This is a genomic window from Flavobacterium beibuense F44-8, from assembly GCF_000769915.1.
In the GTDB taxonomy this organism is placed as follows: domain Bacteria; phylum Bacteroidota; class Bacteroidia; order Flavobacteriales; family Flavobacteriaceae; genus Flavobacterium; species Flavobacterium beibuense.
Window position 1 is genome coordinate 1 of the sequence record NZ_JRLV01000009.1, and the last position, 15,460, is coordinate 15,460.

The 15,460-nt window shown below is 37.1% G+C and carries 17 protein-coding genes; 3 read left to right on the top strand and 14 right to left on the bottom strand.

The window, feature by feature from the left end; genetic code table 11:
• Positions 1-30: 30 nt before the first annotated feature.
• The 14 genes from Q763_RS17460 to Q763_RS09130 form a co-directional block, all read right to left on the bottom strand.
• A complete protein-coding gene (locus Q763_RS17460) occupies positions 31-681 on the bottom strand; it encodes an XAC2610-related protein (protein ID WP_052123342.1) in 651 nt (216 codons plus the stop codon).
• Between the two features lie 17 nt (positions 682-698).
• Positions 699-1,103 carry a hypothetical protein gene (locus Q763_RS09070; protein WP_157499405.1) on the bottom strand — a complete coding sequence of 135 codons (405 nt, stop codon included), beginning with the start codon at positions 1,101-1,103 and terminating at the stop codon, positions 699-701.
• A 7-nt stretch (positions 1,104-1,110) separates the two neighbouring features.
• Positions 1,111-1,518 carry a DUF1801 domain-containing protein gene (locus tag Q763_RS09075; protein ID WP_035133460.1) on the bottom strand — a complete coding sequence of 136 codons (408 nt, stop codon included), beginning with the start codon at positions 1,516-1,518 and terminating at the stop codon, positions 1,111-1,113.
• A gap of 8 nt (positions 1,519-1,526) precedes the next feature.
• Positions 1,527-1,955: a hypothetical protein gene (locus Q763_RS09080; protein WP_035133461.1), complete on the bottom strand. Its 429-nt coding sequence runs from the start codon at positions 1,953-1,955 to the stop codon at positions 1,527-1,529.
• A complete protein-coding gene (locus Q763_RS09085) occupies positions 1,952-2,497 on the bottom strand; it encodes a GNAT family N-acetyltransferase (protein WP_035133761.1) in 546 nt (181 codons plus the stop codon). The genes Q763_RS09080 and Q763_RS09085 overlap by 4 nt, the downstream gene beginning before the upstream one ends.
• Before the next feature lie 52 nt (positions 2,498-2,549).
• Positions 2,550-3,347: a hypothetical protein gene (locus Q763_RS09090; RefSeq protein WP_035133463.1), complete on the bottom strand. Its 798-nt coding sequence runs from the start codon at positions 3,345-3,347 to the stop codon at positions 2,550-2,552.
• A 71-nt stretch (positions 3,348-3,418) separates the two neighbouring features.
• Positions 3,419-4,042 (bottom strand): hypothetical protein, encoded by a 624-nt coding sequence (locus Q763_RS09095; RefSeq protein ID WP_035133465.1) that lies wholly within the window; start codon positions 4,040-4,042, stop codon positions 3,419-3,421.
• On the bottom strand, positions 4,042-4,461 hold the full coding sequence (locus tag Q763_RS09100; protein ID WP_035133467.1) for a hypothetical protein: 420 nt from the start codon (positions 4,459-4,461) through the stop codon (positions 4,042-4,044). The genes Q763_RS09095 and Q763_RS09100 overlap by 1 nt, the downstream gene beginning before the upstream one ends.
• Before the next feature lie 3 nt (positions 4,462-4,464).
• A complete protein-coding gene (locus Q763_RS18090; protein WP_035133469.1) occupies positions 4,465-4,662 on the bottom strand; it encodes a GldL-related protein in 198 nt (65 codons plus the stop codon).
• 2 nt (positions 4,663-4,664) lie between these two features.
• Entirely contained in the window at positions 4,665-5,030 is a 366-nt protein-coding gene (locus Q763_RS09110) for a DUF1304 domain-containing protein (RefSeq protein WP_035133470.1), read from the bottom strand.
• Positions 5,031-5,043: 13 nt separating this feature from the next.
• On the bottom strand, positions 5,044-6,408 hold the full coding sequence (gene rimK, locus Q763_RS09115; protein WP_035133471.1) for a 30S ribosomal protein S6--L-glutamate ligase: 1,365 nt from the start codon (positions 6,406-6,408) through the stop codon (positions 5,044-5,046).
• A gap of 280 nt (positions 6,409-6,688) precedes the next feature.
• Positions 6,689-7,354, bottom strand: coding sequence for a hypothetical protein (locus Q763_RS09120; RefSeq protein WP_035133472.1), 666 nt, complete (start codon positions 7,352-7,354; stop codon positions 6,689-6,691).
• Between the two features lie 94 nt (positions 7,355-7,448).
• On the bottom strand, positions 7,449-8,243 hold the full coding sequence (locus tag Q763_RS09125; protein WP_035133473.1) for an ATP-grasp domain-containing protein: 795 nt from the start codon (positions 8,241-8,243) through the stop codon (positions 7,449-7,451).
• 134 nt (positions 8,244-8,377) lie between these two features.
• Entirely contained in the window at positions 8,378-10,930 is a 2,553-nt protein-coding gene (locus Q763_RS09130) for an ATP-dependent Clp protease ATP-binding subunit (RefSeq protein ID WP_035133474.1), read from the bottom strand.
• Between the two features lie 257 nt (positions 10,931-11,187).
• On the opposite strand from Q763_RS09130, the gene gyrA reads away from it, so the two are divergent.
• From gyrA to Q763_RS09145, 3 genes are all read left to right on the top strand, one after another.
• Complete coding sequence (gene gyrA, locus Q763_RS09135; protein WP_035133475.1) at positions 11,188-13,734, top strand: DNA gyrase subunit A; 2,547 nt, start codon at positions 11,188-11,190, stop codon at positions 13,732-13,734.
• Between the two features lie 20 nt (positions 13,735-13,754).
• Positions 13,755-15,020: a tetratricopeptide repeat protein gene (locus tag Q763_RS09140; RefSeq protein ID WP_035133476.1), complete on the top strand. Its 1,266-nt coding sequence runs from the start codon at positions 13,755-13,757 to the stop codon at positions 15,018-15,020.
• A gap of 68 nt (positions 15,021-15,088) precedes the next feature.
• On the top strand, positions 15,089-15,460 hold the full coding sequence (locus Q763_RS09145) for a hypothetical protein (protein WP_035133478.1): 372 nt from the start codon (positions 15,089-15,091) through the stop codon (positions 15,458-15,460).

A 15,460-nucleotide genomic window follows, 5' to 3' on the forward strand; every position in this document is an offset into this window, starting at 1 on the left:
AAAATCCCTAACCGAATGGTTGGGGATTTTTTATTGATGTTGTTTCGTTTTTATTTTGTTTAAGGTCTGCTGGTATCGTTCTTCAAAATTATTTTCGGGCATTAAATCATCTTCAACGGTAATACCATAATCTAGTATGGTGTCGTTTTCAATGTGGTAGAACTTCACATAGTTTGTACCGGTTAATCCGTAACAGGTTATAAGGTTGTTGTCGCTATCGTAACGGGGGTTAGGGATTTTCCCGAATCCTTTAATTCTTTTCAGCATGTTGTTTAGGGTATCGGTAATATATAAATTGTAAAATTCATTACTACGCGTACCTGTATAATGATGAATTAGTAAGTCGTTTACAGAATCGCCTGTAAAATCTTTATATAGCAGTTTAAAACGGTTACTTATAATACTATCCTGTATTATTGTTTTACCGTTCTGTGTAAGCGTAAAAATGGTATTATTACTGTCTTCATCTTCAAAGCTTCCAAACAGATAAAGAGTAGCTTTTGAGTTTTTTAATTGTAAAGTATCGCAGTTTACAATTACAGTATTTTCCTCCTGTGTTTCTGTAATGGCAGTTGTAGGGTTGCTGTTAACCTCCTGTACATAATTTGTTATGCGGTCTTTATTATTGCAGCTAAATAAAAGCACTGTTAGCCCAAGGCAGTAATAGTATTTAAATTGCATTTATAACTATTGTAGGATTAATATAAATCTATAAGTATTAATGAGGTGTCATCTACTTTAGAGACCTTATATTTTTTCCTGATAAGTGCTCCTCTTTCTTTTGTTTCCATCTCTATTACCGATGGTTTTAACCAACGCCATTTACCCAATACCTGAGTTTTAGGATTTATGTTAACGTCTTTATCTGTGCCACGCACTTTACTGGTGCCACAATTTACACCTTTATACTTTTCCAGTAAAATTCCGCTTTTATCAAATATAAAGGCATTAGGATAAGCACCAATGTCATTAATGGCTTCATAAGTGTAAACATCGCCATGCTTCCCGGTAGGTAGCCATGCTTTGTATAAGTTTGAGTTTTGTGCAAATCCGGATACGGAGAGCAATAAAAAAGTAATGTAGAGGAAGGTGTGTTTGATCATGATAAAATTATTTTTCAATAAGGTCTAACCATTGTTTAATTACGGTTTGTAAAGCCTGTTTTTTATTTTGCAGGTCGGTTATGTTAGTAACGGTTATCATACGGCGTCCATCAGTATAATTACCTTCCAGTATGCCTGTAGTATCATTAATAGTTGCTCCTGTAGGGAAAACAAGCATAATACTTCCGTTCTTCCTCAAATTGTATACCACAAGGTCCCTTTTGTATTCTTTAGCATCAAAAGCCTTCATTTCTCCTGTATAATAAAAGGCAGGAGAATTCCATTTTATATGTTCGTCTATTTCAGGAGAGCTTTCCAGTATCACCTCGCGTATGGCCTGCATGGTTTGAGCGACCTGTGGTGTCATTTTGGCTATGTGTTGTGTAACCTGTTCGTTTGGAGCTGGTTTACTCATAATGTATATTACGATATTGGTATTATGGCTTTGTCGGTTTTATAATATGTTCTGTTTTTAATAGTAGAACAGTCGCAGGGTAGGGTGGTTCGTGGTTTTTTTCGCATATCAATTATTACCTGTCGTTGTTTTACCCAGTAACCGCCACTTTTAAAAACTACAAGACTATCTATATTCTCATCTGATTTTTCGTCATAGTTAATATAAATCTCAGGGCATTTGAGTTTATATTTTAAGAGCCTTATTTCTTTTTTAGTTAAAGGCAAACTATCCAGATAATTTTCTCCTATTTCTATCTCGTAGTCAAAAAGCGGAAATATTTTATTGGCAATAGTTTCCAGTTCATCAGAGTGAAGCATGGCATTTCTTGGTACATTTCTGTCGGAAGCACATGAAACGAATATAAATGCTACTACTAATACTATAACTTTCTTCATGATATATGGTTTTGATACTCATGTTTTAAAAGCGAGTACATTACAGAATCTTCCATTTTACCGTTTACATTATAATGCTGGCGAAGTGTCCCTTCAAAAGTAAAATTGAAATGTTCCAGTATTTTAAGTGAACCTGTATTATAGGTTGCGGTAAGTGCTTCCACACGGTGCAGGTTCATTTTGGTAAACCCATAATCCAGTACTGTGTTAACCGCTTCGGTCATGAGTCCTTTTTGCTTATCACTGTCATAAAACAGGCCATAGCCTATTTCGGCACGGTCGTGCAACGGATACCAGGTATGAAAACCACAACCGCCTATTATACGATTGGTTTCTTTTTCTAAAAGCTGAAAATTTACAAAGCTCCTGTTGTAGGTTTGCAGTCCTTTTTTGTAACGTTCCTTTTCTTTTTTAAGAGATTCAAAATCGGCAAGGCCCAGAAAGTCGATTATGGAATGGTCATTCATTGTGGTAAAAACCTGGTCCATTACCATAGGGGTAAGTTTCCTGAGGCGTAATCTGTTGGTTTCCAAAATTTCCATTTCGGTTAGTGATTGGTTGTTTTTATACACCACCAAGTTATGGAATTTTTTGTTACATTAATTTTTCTATTCTTTTAAAGTCTTTTCTGTTTGGAGTAACCAAGGTTTTAATAAGTAGGTTATTATTGTTTAGTTCAACCTGTAATCCTTTTTGATTGCTAAATTTTTCAAGTATTTTTTTAGTATTGGTAACATCAAAACCTTTTTTTAAAGTATATGTACTGTAGTTTTCTACTTTGATATCTTCTTTATTTATAAAGCTGCCTAAAAGCTTATTTGTGGTGTTTTTGGGTTCCATAAAGTAATGCCCCGATGCATGATTTACTTTTATCCAAACCATAAGTTGTGATTCTTCATAATGAAGCTTTTTTAGCTTTACATAAGGAGAAAAAACTACTACTTCATCATTATTGATAAAACATTCGGTATAGCCCCAGTCATCATATTGGGTGAGTAGTGCTGACTGCTCTAAAAATTCGATTTGTTCGTCGTTGAGTTTTTTTGCTTTAAAGCCTTTTTCTTTTAACAGTTCAAAAAGATGCCCTGCTTCAATACCCTGTTCATTAAGGAAAATTTTCTGCTCTTCTTCATGTTTAGCTTTTTCTTCCTCTGATGGTAAATCCCAAACTCCCGACTGAGCCTGTTCTAAAGTTATTTTTGCACCTGTTTCGGGGTCGTATATAAGGTCGTCATTTATCCAGGCTTTTTGTTTTTCTTTTATAAGCTCTTTCTGTTTTTTTTCTTTGATGCCTTTAGGAGTGCGTTCACGAGCTGCTTTAGCACCCGAATTGAAGTTACTTATTATGATGAAAAGGGTAAGTACAAAAACGATTATAAAAACAATATCCATAAGGGTTTCCGGTTAAGTAGTTGGTCGGTTAATTTGTAGTTTACTCTTAATACGCTTTGTTTTGCCATGAGTTAGGGAATGTCGTTTACTAAAATTAACCCTACTAAAATATCATTTTTAAAATAAGCGGTAAAATGATAGCCGAAACTATCTTTAGCTAAGGGTTTATCATTTTGTATTTTTGGCTCCATATCAGCCATAATGTCACCAGTAAAGTTCCATGTATATTTCTCTATATCTTTGGTAGTATTAACCTCATCAGGATTATAAGGATACAGTTTAAGAATTTGCTTTTTAGTTTGTCCCAACTCAATTCCCTGTAAGGAAGTAAAGTAGTTTATATTTACAGGGTTAGCATTTTTGATATAGGATTTAAAAACCTCAACTTTATTTGAAGTATTGTGTGCCGATGAAAACCAATCGTCATTTAATAAAGCTTCGGGTATAATATTGTTGTAAAACAGATAGGTTTTAAACCTATGATAATCTGTCCCTAATTCAAAAACAAGGGTTTGTTTTAACTCTGTGTTTGTAAACCAAACATGATCGCCTTCGTGATAGGCATCTTTATGTTGAGTTAATAGATTATTTGTTATAGGGAAATTATCAGGAGTTATAGCAGGTTTAGTATCCTGAGCAAAACAACAAATGGTTAACGTGAAAAAAAGAAGTGTAAGGTGTAATTTTTTTACCATTAATCAAGTGTTTTCTTTTCCTTTTTCTTTACGATATAAACCTCATCATAACGTGTAAACTTAGGGTTGGTTTCTACCATTACCTTTTGTGTGTATGAAGAATCGGTTGTTTTTACAATTTCAACAGTAAGTATTCCGGCTTTAAGTACATCCCTGTTCCTTTCAATAGTAGTAGCAGTAGGTTTAACGGTATACTTGCAGTTATCTACCCATGTGATTTTAAAATCATAAGTTTGGTCAGAGTCTTCCATTCTCTCGGTTTGTGTATCTCCCTTACGGGTAATAATACAAACCTTTTTGGTTTCGGGATCAGTAACTTTAAAGGTACCGTTTTTAAATTTTAAACAGCCGTCATCCTGACTAAAGCCCCATAGGGGCAGGAGCAGCCCAAGTGTTAGTATAGCTGTTTTAAGTTTCATAGCTTATTTGTTTAGAAAACTGTTTTTATTCTTATTAGTTAACAGTTTTATTATTAGCATTATAACGGCGATAACCTGTATAATTGTGGCTGATATTAGCATAAGATGTGAGCCCGGCCAGTGCATTAGCTTAAAAAGAGCACCTACAATCATGATTATCGAACCCAATAAAAATACTACTATAATAGTTATGTACTTCATAATTAAATATTAAAATAAAGGCAAACCATACCGGCAATGGCGGGAACCGACTGGATATAAAAAATACTTTTTTGTACGGTGGCCGCACCAAATAATCCAGCAACTGCAACACATCCTAAAAAGAACATGGCTACATTAAACCTCCAGTCAGGAGTTTCAATAAGCAGTGACCATAACAGCCCGGCAGCCAGAAAACCATTATATAAACCCTGGTTGGCAGCCATTGGTTTTGTTTTTTCAAAAAGTTCGGCAGGAAACTTTTTAAAGACTTTCCTGCCTCTTGTTGTCCAGGCAAAGCTTTCTAACCAAAAAATGTAGAGGTGCAGCATTGCCACTATAACTATTATTGAAGAAGAAATTATTGCCATAGTTGTATGTTTTTTAGATTTTGAAATTCTTTTCGATAGCGCGAATCATCTCTCCGGCGATATCTTTGTTGGTAGCGCCTTCAATACCTTCAAGACCCGGTGAGGAGTTGACTTCCAATAATAACGGACCTTTAGAGGAACGGATAATATCTACACCAGCCACTTTAAGCCCCATAGCTTTGGTTGCTTTAATGGCAATTCTTTTTTCTTCGGGAGTGGCTTTAATAACAGAGGCCGTACCTCCCAAATGGATATTTGCCCTAAACTCTCCCGGCAATGCTTCACGTTGTATAGAGGCTACCACTTTGCCGTCTATTACAAAACAGCGTATATCCTTACCGTTTGCCTCTTTAATGAACTCCTGTACCAAAATATTGGCGTTAAGGCTCTTAAAGGCATTAATAACACTCTCTGCCGCCTTTTTGGTCTCTGCCAGTACAACACCTTTCCCCTGAGTACCTTCCAGAAGCTTAACGATAAGCGGAGAACCACCTACCATTTTAATAAGGTCGTTGGTATCAAGAGGGGAGTTGGCAAACCCTGTAGTAGGGATGTCAATACCACTGTTAAGCAGTAACTGTAATGAGAACAGTTTATCTCGTGACTGACTTATAGCTGCCGCCGAGTTAAGGCTGTATACTTTTAATGCTTCAAAATGACGGGTAAGTGCACAACCGTAAAACGTCATGCTTGGACGAATACGCGGTATAATAGCATCAAAGTCATTAAGTACCCTGCCGCCCCTGTAGTGTATTTCGGGAGTTTCGGCATCCAGTTTCATGTAGCAGTACTTAAGGTTAAGAAAGTGCATTTCGTGTCCGCGAAGTTCACCTGCTTCAATAATACGCCTGTTACTGTACAATTCAGGATTACTGGCTAAAAGCCCTATACGAAGCCCTTTTTTAGGCTCGTCGTTAGTGCTGTAGTATTCTTTAAGTTTTTCGGTAGTAGGTTGTCCCAGCAGGTATTTTTGCTCAGGGTCTACCAAAAGGCGTCCGCTCATGGCCTCACGGCCTAACAGCATACGGAAACCCATTGAGTCGCGGTTGGTAAGGGTAACCTCAATCTCCCACATGGTATCGCCCACCTGAAGGCTGGCTTTTATAACATAACGTTTTTCCCTGTATCCGCTGGAGCTTTTTACAATTCGCTTGTCAATAAGCGGAGCTTCACAGTGAATAACGGTTTTGGTATTGTTTTGTATGGGGTTAATGTCAAACTTAACCCAGTTGTCGCCATCTTTTAAAAACGGATTGATGTTAATGGCATGAAGGGCAGAGGTTTTTGCACCCGAGTCTACACGGGCTTTAATAGCCGGTATGCCAAGTGCCGGAAATGAGCACCATTCTTCACTGCCTACAATAACTTTGTCGAACATTTTAGTATAATTATATACTTCTAAAGTACTACTTTTTTTAAATAAGTAAAGGGGTGACTGTATTTTTATTTAAAATTTAATATAACTATCCTCACAAATTGACTATGAGGTTTTTAAATAATTTAAAAGAGTAAAACCTTTAATCTTGTTAAGTGATAGTAATTGCAATTAACAGAAAATGATATCTACAACTTTATTTTTCTTGATCCAGTTTGTCATACCGTAGCTCTTCGCTTATTAGCAGATAAAGTTTTCTGTTATTCATGAGTTTAAGGTTATGTTACGCAAAATAAAAAAGTTCAATTATCAGTTTATCGTTTTCTTTCCACTTAATCCAGCCATACTTGTTATTGTTGTTACTGTCTGCCCAAACGATTTGCATCCATTTGCCCGCTAACTGAACAGGTGAGTAAAAAGTATCGGGATCAAAGCTTATGGTTTTAGAATCGTCATTTGGATACTCGTGGATACTGTTTTTACTATAATCAAAACCTATAAACGGTACTTTTAAAACATGAATTTCCCATGGTTCAAACGTAAATTTATCTGATTTTTTAAGGTATAAAGTTTCGTTGTTATATTCCACTTTATAGTATAAACTATCTGTAGAAATACATTTAAAAGTGTGAATGTTATTTTCATCATTAAAAATAAACTGAGAGCTAATTTCTCCGTTTTCTTTTAAAAGTGTAATAGTATCACCAAATACAAAATTATCGTTTACAGTAGCTACTCCCTTAGCATTGTTTAATGTATTAAAGTAATAGTTTTTGTTATTGGTAAAGTACTTAATGGCTTGTTCCCTTATAGAATCGTGGTTAAATTTTTTGACCTTTTTTTGAGGGATTGAAGTTATGACAGTCTGTTTTTGAGGTGTTGTTTTTCGATCTGTTTCTTTACAGGAAATAATTAGTACAGTAACAGCCAGTATGTAAAGCTTTTTCATGGTATGGTTTTGGTTGTGCTAACATACGGATTTTTATAATTGTAAAAATTACTGCAAACAAAAAATCCCCAACAATACAGCAGGGGATAAGGGGTTATTTTGTAACCCAGTTGATGGCATAGTCAATAAATGCCTCGTTAATAAACGGAAATACCGTAACGTTAGGTATATGGTTTACTTCCAGTAAGTATTTTTGTCCGTCGTTGCCAACAATATAGTCAACACCAATCATTTGTGAGTTGAAATGTTTAGCAATGGCAATACTGTCATCTAATAGCTCGGTGTCAATTTCCATTTGGTCTGAACCGTTATTGTGTATTGATTTTAACCAGGTGTCACCGGTTAGTTTTATTTGCCATGACTTGTTGCCTATAAGCATAATTCTTACGGCTTCACCATCTATAAAATCTTCTATTACAGATGTTTCACTGCTTTGCCAGTTGCCGTTAAATTTGTGCTTGTCTTCACCACAATGCCAAATACCCCATTTTGCAACCACTTCCTTGTCGCTGTTCCATTGTTGCTGGTTAATAACCATGCTTCGGTTTAGAGTGTTGAATTTTGAGGCCTGTAACGATCTTACCAGTCCGGGTATGCGTTGCCTTAAATCCATCATCCCTAAGGCATTTGGTAGGCACGGACCATTCCATAATGCCAGTAGTGTTAAAAAATCGGCATCCTTTTCATAAATACCATGAAAAATTACTTTGTCTACTTTAAGGAATTTATCCGGCACCTGCGGACTCTCTACATAAAGCACGCCATCCATAAGCTTCACTACCGGAAGCATGTCATAATGTACGGTTAGGTATTCCCAACCTAATTCTTTACTTATTTTCTCTGTATCCCGGGGTTCAAGCCCAACGATCAATAAGCGTTTCTTTTCCATTTTAATTGAAATTGGTTTAATTTATAAATGTTTGTTTTTAAAGCCTCACGGCTTTGGTTATTAAATACTGTTGAAAACAAAAATCCCCGACAGTTGTTACTGCCGGGGATTTTTTAAATATATATCCTAAACTATTAACTAGCCGGATTCTCCGCTTTTTTAATAGTCACAGCAAGTTCTTGTTCATTATCGTCAAGATCCATAAAAATTTCGTCTCCTGCACCTATTTTAGAAGTGATAATCTCTTCAGCAAGTGTATCTTCAACATACTTTTGTATGGCTCTTTTTAGTGGCCTTGCACCATATTGCTTGTCAAAACCTTTGTCGGCAATAAAGTTTTTAGCCTTTTCGGACAGGGTAATGTTGTACCCAAGGTCTTTAATACGGGCATATAGCTTAGCCAGTTCGATATCGATAATTTTGTCGATGTCTTCTTTCTCAAGAGGATTAAACACAATAATATCGTCTATCCTGTTAATAAACTCCGGCGCAAATGTCTTTTTAAGAGCACTCTCAATAACACCTTTGCTGTGCTCGTCGGCCTGTGCTTTTTTTGCAGCAGTACCAAAACCAACTCCCTGACCAAAGTCTTTTAGCTGTCTTGCACCCACGTTTGATGTCATTATTATAATAGTGTTCCTAAAGTCAATTTTTCTGCCAAGGCTATCAGTAAGGTAGCCGTCGTCCAGTACCTGTAAAAGCATGTTAAACACATCTGGGTGTGCTTTCTCAATCTCATCAAGAAGCACAACACAGTATGGTTTTCTGCGTACTTTTTCGGTAAGCTGTCCGCCTTCCTCATAACCTACATATCCCGGAGGCGCACCTACCAGTCTTGATATGGCAAATTTCTCCATGTATTCACTCATATCAATACGCACAAGCGCATCTTCAGAGTCAAACAGTTCTTTAGCCAGTACCTTAGCCAGTTGGGTTTTACCTACACCGGTTTGACCAAGAAAAATAAACGACCCAATCGGTTTGTTAGGATCCTTAAGTCCGGCACGGTTACGCTGTATTGATTTTGAAATCTTAACAACAGCATCATCCTGACCTATAACCTTACTCTTAATAAGTTCCGGCAGGCCTGCAAGTTTGTTGCTTTCGGTTTGTGCAATACGGTTTACAGGAATACCTGTCATCATAGAAATAACATCTGCCACATTGTCTTCGGTAACGGTAACACGATTGTTTTTAGCGTCTTCTTCCCATTTCTCCTGAGCAATGGCAAGATCTTTCTCAATGCGTTTTTCGTCGTCACGAAGCTTTGCAGCCTCTTCATATTTCTGCTTTTTAACTACAGAGTTTTTAAGCTCACGTACTTCTTCCAGTTGTCTTTCAAGGTCAAGAATCTGTTTAGGTACATTAATATTGGTAATATGTACTCTTGATCCTGCCTCGTCCAGCGCATCAATAGCCTTGTCCGGAAGGAAACGCTCGGTCATATAACGGTTAGTTAACTTCACACAGGCTTCAATTGCTTCCGGTGTATAGTTAACATTATGGTGTTCTTCATACTTAGCTTTAATATTATTAAGTATAATGATGGTTTCATCTACAGATGTAGGTTCAACCATTACTTTTTGGAAACGTCTTTCCAGTGCACCGTCTTTCTCTATATACTGGCGGTATTCATCCAGGGTAGTGGCACCAATACATTGTATTTCTCCACGTGCTAATGCGGGCTTAAACATGTTACTGGCATCCAGTGAACCTGTAGCGCCACCTGCACCTACAATGGTATGAATCTCATCTATAAATAAGATGATATCGTCATTCTTTTCCAGTTCGTTCATCACCGCTTTCATACGCTCTTCAAACTGTCCGCGGTATTTAGTACCTGCCACAAGACTGGCAAGATCTAGCGTTACCACACGTTTGTTGAATAGAATACGTGATACTTTTTTCTGTACAATGCGCAGGGCCAGTCCTTCTGCTATGGCCGATTTACCCACACCGGGTTCACCAATAAGCAGCGGATTATTTTTCTTTCTGCGACTAAGTATTTGCGAAACACGCTCAATTTCCTTTTCACGACCAACAACAGGGTCCAGTTTGCCTTCTTCGGCAAGTTCGGTAAGGTCTCGGCCAAAATTATCTAAAACAGGAGTTTTAGATTTTTTGTTGGCTTTGCCACCCTGCGGGGTAGGGTTATTAAAGGTGCTCTCGCGCATACTGTCATCCTGTCCTGCATCATCATTGTAAGACTCAGCCCTTGGCTGGTTTTCCATATAGTCTTCTTCGCTTGATGTCATGTTGATAAATTGTTCTTTAACGGTTTCGTAATCGATTTTTAGCTTATTAAGCAATTTTGTTGTAGGGTCGTTTTCGTTGCGCAAAATACACAACAGTAAATGTGCCGTACTGATAGAGGTACTCTGGAAAACCTTAGCTTCCAGAAATGTGGTTCTTAGGGCACGTTCTGCCTGGCGCGTTAAGTGCAGGTTCTTTTTGTCGTTCCCGCGCTCCGCGTTAGGATTAGCAGGGCTTAATATTTCTACTTTTCTTCTTAAAAGATCTAAATCAACAGATATATTGTTAAGTATAGAAATTGCTTTGCCGTTTCCGTCCCTCAATATCCCCAGCATCAAATGTTCTGTACCAATAAAGTCGTGGCCCAGTCGTAAAGCTTCCTCTTTACTGTAGGTAATTACGTCTTTGACCCTTGGTGAAAAATTATCATCCATAATAAAAGAATTGATACTGTAAATTTAACTATTTAAATAAGATTTTACAAAAACCGTACCTACGGAAGGTCCTGTCATGCTAAGTGACAAAAAAAAAGCCAGAAAAAGAAATTATATAGCATTACTTTATTAACTGTTTAACCTATTTAAGGTGTTAATAAATGTTGGAAATTAATTGTTTTTTAGCTGGAAGATGCCAATAAAAATGCGTATATTGGCACGTTTTGTAATAAAAATAATTTTTAATATAACTATTTATGTCTGAAGGAGAAAAGTTAATTCCTATTAACATCGAGGACCAGATGAAATCGGCCTATATTGACTACTCAATGTCAGTAATTGTATCGAGGGCCCTTCCAGATGTTAGAGATGGCTTGAAACCCGTACATCGAAGAGTACTTTATGGAATGCACGAACTTGGGGTTCTTTCTAACAGAGCCTATAAAAAATCGGCAAGGATTGTAGGAGAGGTATTAGGTAAGTATCACCCTCACGGAGACTCCTCTGTTTATGATGCCATGGTACGTATGGCACAAGACTGGAGTTTGAGGTATCTTTTGGTAGACGGTCAGGGTAACTTCGGATCGATTGACGGAGACAGTCCTGCAGCAATGCGTTATACTGAAGCAAGGATGCGAAAAATATCTGAGGATATTATGGCCGACCTTGAAAAAGAAACTGTTGACTTCCAGTTAAACTTTGATGATACCTTACAGGAACCAACCGTAATGCCTACACGTGTACCTAACCTTTTAATTAACGGTGCGTCGGGTATTGCAGTAGGTATGGCTACTAACATGCCGCCTCACAACCTTTGTGAAGTGGTAGACGGTACCCTGGCATATATTGACAATAACGAGATTGAGATAGACGAACTGATGGAATATGTAAAGGCACCTGATTTTCCTACGGGAGGTGTTATTTACGGTTATGAAGGAGTTCGTGAAGCCTTTAAAACAGGTCGTGGTCGTGTCGTATTACGCGGTAAGGCAAGGTTTGAAGAGGTAGACGGTAAAGAATGTATTATTGTTACCGAAATTCCTTATCAGGTAAACAAGGCAGAGATGATTAAAAAGACTGCCGACCTTGTAAATGAAAAGAGAATTGAAGGTATATCCAACATACGTGACGAGTCTGACAGGAAAGGTATGCGTATTGTGTATATCCTTAAAAAGGATGCAGTGCCAAACGTAGTACTTAACATGCTTTATAAGTATACACAATTACAATCGTCTTTCAGTGTAAACAACATTGCGCTTGTGAACGGAAGACCTCATACATTAAACCTTAAAGAGCTTATCCATTACTTTGTGGAGCACAGGCACGATGTGGTAGTAAGAAGAACTAAATATGAACTACGCAAGGCTGAAGAGCGCGCGCACATATTAGAAGGTCTTATTATTGCTTCAGATAACATTGATGAGGTTATTGCGCTTATCCGTGGTTCTAAAGACGGGGAAGAGGCTCGTGAAAAATTAATAGAGCGATTTAAGCTTACTGAAATCCAGGCCAGGGCTATTGTAGAAATGCGTTTAAGGCAGCTTACAGGACTGGAGCAGGATAAACTGAGAGCTGAATATGAGGAAATCATGAAACTGATTGCCGAATTGAAAGCCTTATTAGAAAGCAAAGAGCTGAGAATGCAGCTTATTAAAGAGGAGCTTATTGAGGTTAGAGAAAAATATGGTGACGAACGCCGTTCACAAATTGAATACTCTGGTGCTGATGTAAGTATTGAAGATCTTATTGCCGATGAGAATGTGGTTATTACCATTTCGCATGCCGGTTATATTAAGCGTACTCCGCTTTCTGAATACAAAACCCAAAACAGGGGTGGAGTAGGTCAAAAAGGATCATCTACCCGCGATCAGGACTTCCTGGAGCACCTGTTTACTGCTACAAATCACCAGTACATGTTATTCTTTACACAAAAAGGTAAATGTTTCTGGATGAGGGTTTACGAAATTCCTGAAGGTAGCAAAACAAGTAAAGGCCGTGCTATACAAAACCTTATTAATATTGAGAATGATGATAAGGTTAAGGCATTCATCTGTACGCAGGATCTTAAAAACGAAGAGTATATTAATAACCACTACGTGATTATGGCTACTAAAAAAGGTATTGTTAAAAAGACCCTTTTAGAGCAGTATTCACGCCCTAGGTTAAATGGTATTAACGCAATTACCGTTCGTGAAGATGATGAGTTACTGGAGGCTAAGCTAACTACCGGAGACAGCCATGTGCTTCTTGCAGTGAAATCAGGTAAGCTTGTTCGTTTTGAAGAAAGCAAAACACGTCCAATGGGACGTAATGCATCGGGTGTGCGTGGTATTACCCTTAAAGATGATAACGATGAGGTAGTTGGTATGGTTTCTGTAAATGATATGGAAAGTGAAATCCTTGTGGTGTCTGAAAAAGGTTATGGTAAACGTTCAAGCCTGGAGGATTACAGGATAACCAACAGGGGTGGTAAAGGTGTTAAAACCCTTAATATAACCGATAAGACCGGTGAATTAGTTGCTATTAATAATGTTACCGATAATGATGATTTAATGATTATCAACAAATCAGGACTTACCATAAGAATGCGTGTTTCTGACCTAAGGGTTATGGGACGTGCCACTCAGGGTGTACGATTGATTAATATTAAAGGTAACGACTCTATCGCTGCTGTAGCAAAAGTTTTACGTGAAGAAGACGAAGATATCATTGATGCTGAAGCAGAAGATATCACAAATATTGATGGCGTAACAGGTGAAGCTGCTGCTCAGGATGATAACGAAAACAATCAGGAACAGGAATAAACTTAAAAAACCAGAATACAATGAAAGCTAAATATGCAATTGCTGCATCTTTATTAATTTCTGTTGGTGCTTTTGCTCAAAAAGATGAGCTTAAGGCTATGAAGAAACTAATGAAAAAAGATCCTTCTGCGGAAGTTATGCAGGAGATGAAATCGCTTATTGATAAGACTGAACCATTACTGGGAAGTGCAGACGATAAGCAAAAAGCAGATTTTTACTATTATAAAGGAAACTATGACCTATATATGGCAATGACCAAAATGGATCAAAACGCCTTAAATGGTGCTATTGCTGATTTTGACAAGGTAATTGAGCTTGAAAAAAACGGTAAAAGAGAGTACACTCCGGAAATTACAAAAGATATTTATCCTGAGGTTAGTGCTACTGTTTTAAAAATAGCAAAGAATTTCGGTCAGCAACAAAATTACAAAGCTGCTGTGCCATTATACGAAACGGCTTATAACCTGAATAAAAAAGATACTATTAACCTTTACAATGCAGCAGCTTTTGCTGTTAATGCTAAAGATTATGATACTGCACTTAGGTATTTTGAGCAGCTAGACCAGCTTGGTTTTACAAACAAAAGACTAAGCTATACGGCAAAAAGCCCTGAGGGTGAAGTTCAGTATTTTTCTGATAAAGCAACAAGAGATCTTTATGTTAAAGCACAGGGATATACAGATCCGGGTGTACACAAGGATCCTTCAATAAAAGGTGATATCATTAAAAACATTGCTCTTATTTATATCAATAAAGGTGATAATGCTAAGGCGATGAAGGCTATTGAGAAAGCTAAGAAGGAAAATCCTGATGATATAGGTTTGTTACAGGCAGAGGCTCAAATATATTATGAGTCTGGCGATATGGATGGTTATAAAAAAACAATCCAGAGTATATTAGATAAAGGTTCTAAAGATCCTAACCTATACTTTAACCTAGGTGTTACTTCGGCTCAGTCAGGTCAAAATGACGAGGCTATGCAGTACTACAAAAAAACGGTAGAGTTAGATCCTAAATATGCTAATGCTTACTACAACATGGGTATTGTTGAGCTTGCAGGAGAAGATGTTATCGTTAAGGAAATGAACGGTCTTGGTACTTCTAAAAAGGACATAGCGCGTTATGACGAGCTTAAAAAGAAAAGAGATGATATTTACAAGGCAGCTCTTGTAAATGTTAAGAAAGCTTATGATTTAGAGCCTGAAAGAGATGAGTTCAGAACACTTTTAAGTAACCTTTACATGGGGCTTGAAATGATGGACGAAGCTAAAGCGCTTAAAAAATAATAAATCATTTCAGTTTTATATTCTAAAGGACTACTTGTACAGGTAGTCCTTTTTTTATTTTTTACGTTATGGATATTTTAAAAAAGAGAGGTATTAAACTGGTTAATAAAGAGGTCGCAGGTTGTAATTATAAATGCAGTAATGGAGTAGATGCAGATATAGGCTTTATAGTAGAATACAGACATATTGATACAATTAACGAGATTATTGATGATATTGATAAGGCTTTAGCGGGAAATTTTGATCAGATAGGAAATGATTTTATTGGCACTGACGCAGGAGGTATAGCTTTTATTACGCCTAATGGTATTGAGTTTTATGATGAGGACGGGAAAAATATTTTACCTCCGGTATGTCCTTTAGATGAATTTAAAGATTTACTTATTGTATGGAGAGATTTTCTTAACAGGCCACCTTACAATGGTCAAAAAGTAAATTAA

Bases quoted from the DNA above. Each gene is read 5' to 3' on its own strand.
- Q763_RS09085 (WP_035133761.1), bottom strand. From the start codon at position 2,497: ATGGAAATTTTGGAAACCAACAGATTACGCCTCAGGAAACTTACCCCT.
- Q763_RS09095 (WP_035133465.1), bottom strand. From the start codon at position 4,042: ATGGTAAAAAAATTACACCTTACACTTCTTTTTTTCACGTTAACCATT.
- Q763_RS09140 (WP_035133476.1), top strand. From the start codon at position 13,755: ATGAAAGCTAAATATGCAATTGCTGCATCTTTATTAATTTCTGTTGGT.
- Q763_RS09145 (WP_035133478.1), top strand. From the start codon at position 15,089: ATGGATATTTTAAAAAAGAGAGGTATTAAACTGGTTAATAAAGAGGTC.
- gyrA (WP_035133475.1), top strand. From the start codon at position 11,188: ATGTCTGAAGGAGAAAAGTTAATTCCTATTAACATCGAGGACCAGATG.
- Q763_RS09130 (WP_035133474.1), bottom strand. From the start codon at position 10,930: ATGGATGATAATTTTTCACCAAGGGTCAAAGACGTAATTACCTACAGT.
- Q763_RS09125 (WP_035133473.1), bottom strand. From the start codon at position 8,243: ATGGAAAAGAAACGCTTATTGATCGTTGGGCTTGAACCCCGGGATACA.
- Q763_RS09110 (WP_035133470.1), bottom strand. From the start codon at position 5,030: ATGGCAATAATTTCTTCTTCAATAATAGTTATAGTGGCAATGCTGCAC.
- Q763_RS09090 (WP_035133463.1), bottom strand. From the start codon at position 3,347: ATGGATATTGTTTTTATAATCGTTTTTGTACTTACCCTTTTCATCATA.
- Q763_RS09100 (WP_035133467.1), bottom strand. From the start codon at position 4,461: ATGAAACTTAAAACAGCTATACTAACACTTGGGCTGCTCCTGCCCCTA.
- Q763_RS09070 (WP_157499405.1), bottom strand. From the start codon at position 1,103: ATGATCAAACACACCTTCCTCTACATTACTTTTTTATTGCTCTCCGTA.
- Q763_RS09075 (WP_035133460.1), bottom strand. From the start codon at position 1,518: ATGAGTAAACCAGCTCCAAACGAACAGGTTACACAACACATAGCCAAA.
- Q763_RS17460 (WP_052123342.1), bottom strand. From the start codon at position 681: ATGCAATTTAAATACTATTACTGCCTTGGGCTAACAGTGCTTTTATTT.
- Q763_RS09120 (WP_035133472.1), bottom strand. From the start codon at position 7,354: ATGAAAAAGCTTTACATACTGGCTGTTACTGTACTAATTATTTCCTGT.
- rimK (WP_035133471.1), bottom strand. From the start codon at position 6,408: ATGTTCGACAAAGTTATTGTAGGCAGTGAAGAATGGTGCTCATTTCCG.
- Q763_RS09080 (WP_035133461.1), bottom strand. From the start codon at position 1,955: ATGAAGAAAGTTATAGTATTAGTAGTAGCATTTATATTCGTTTCATGT.
- Q763_RS18090 (WP_035133469.1), bottom strand. From the start codon at position 4,662: ATGAAGTACATAACTATTATAGTAGTATTTTTATTGGGTTCGATAATC.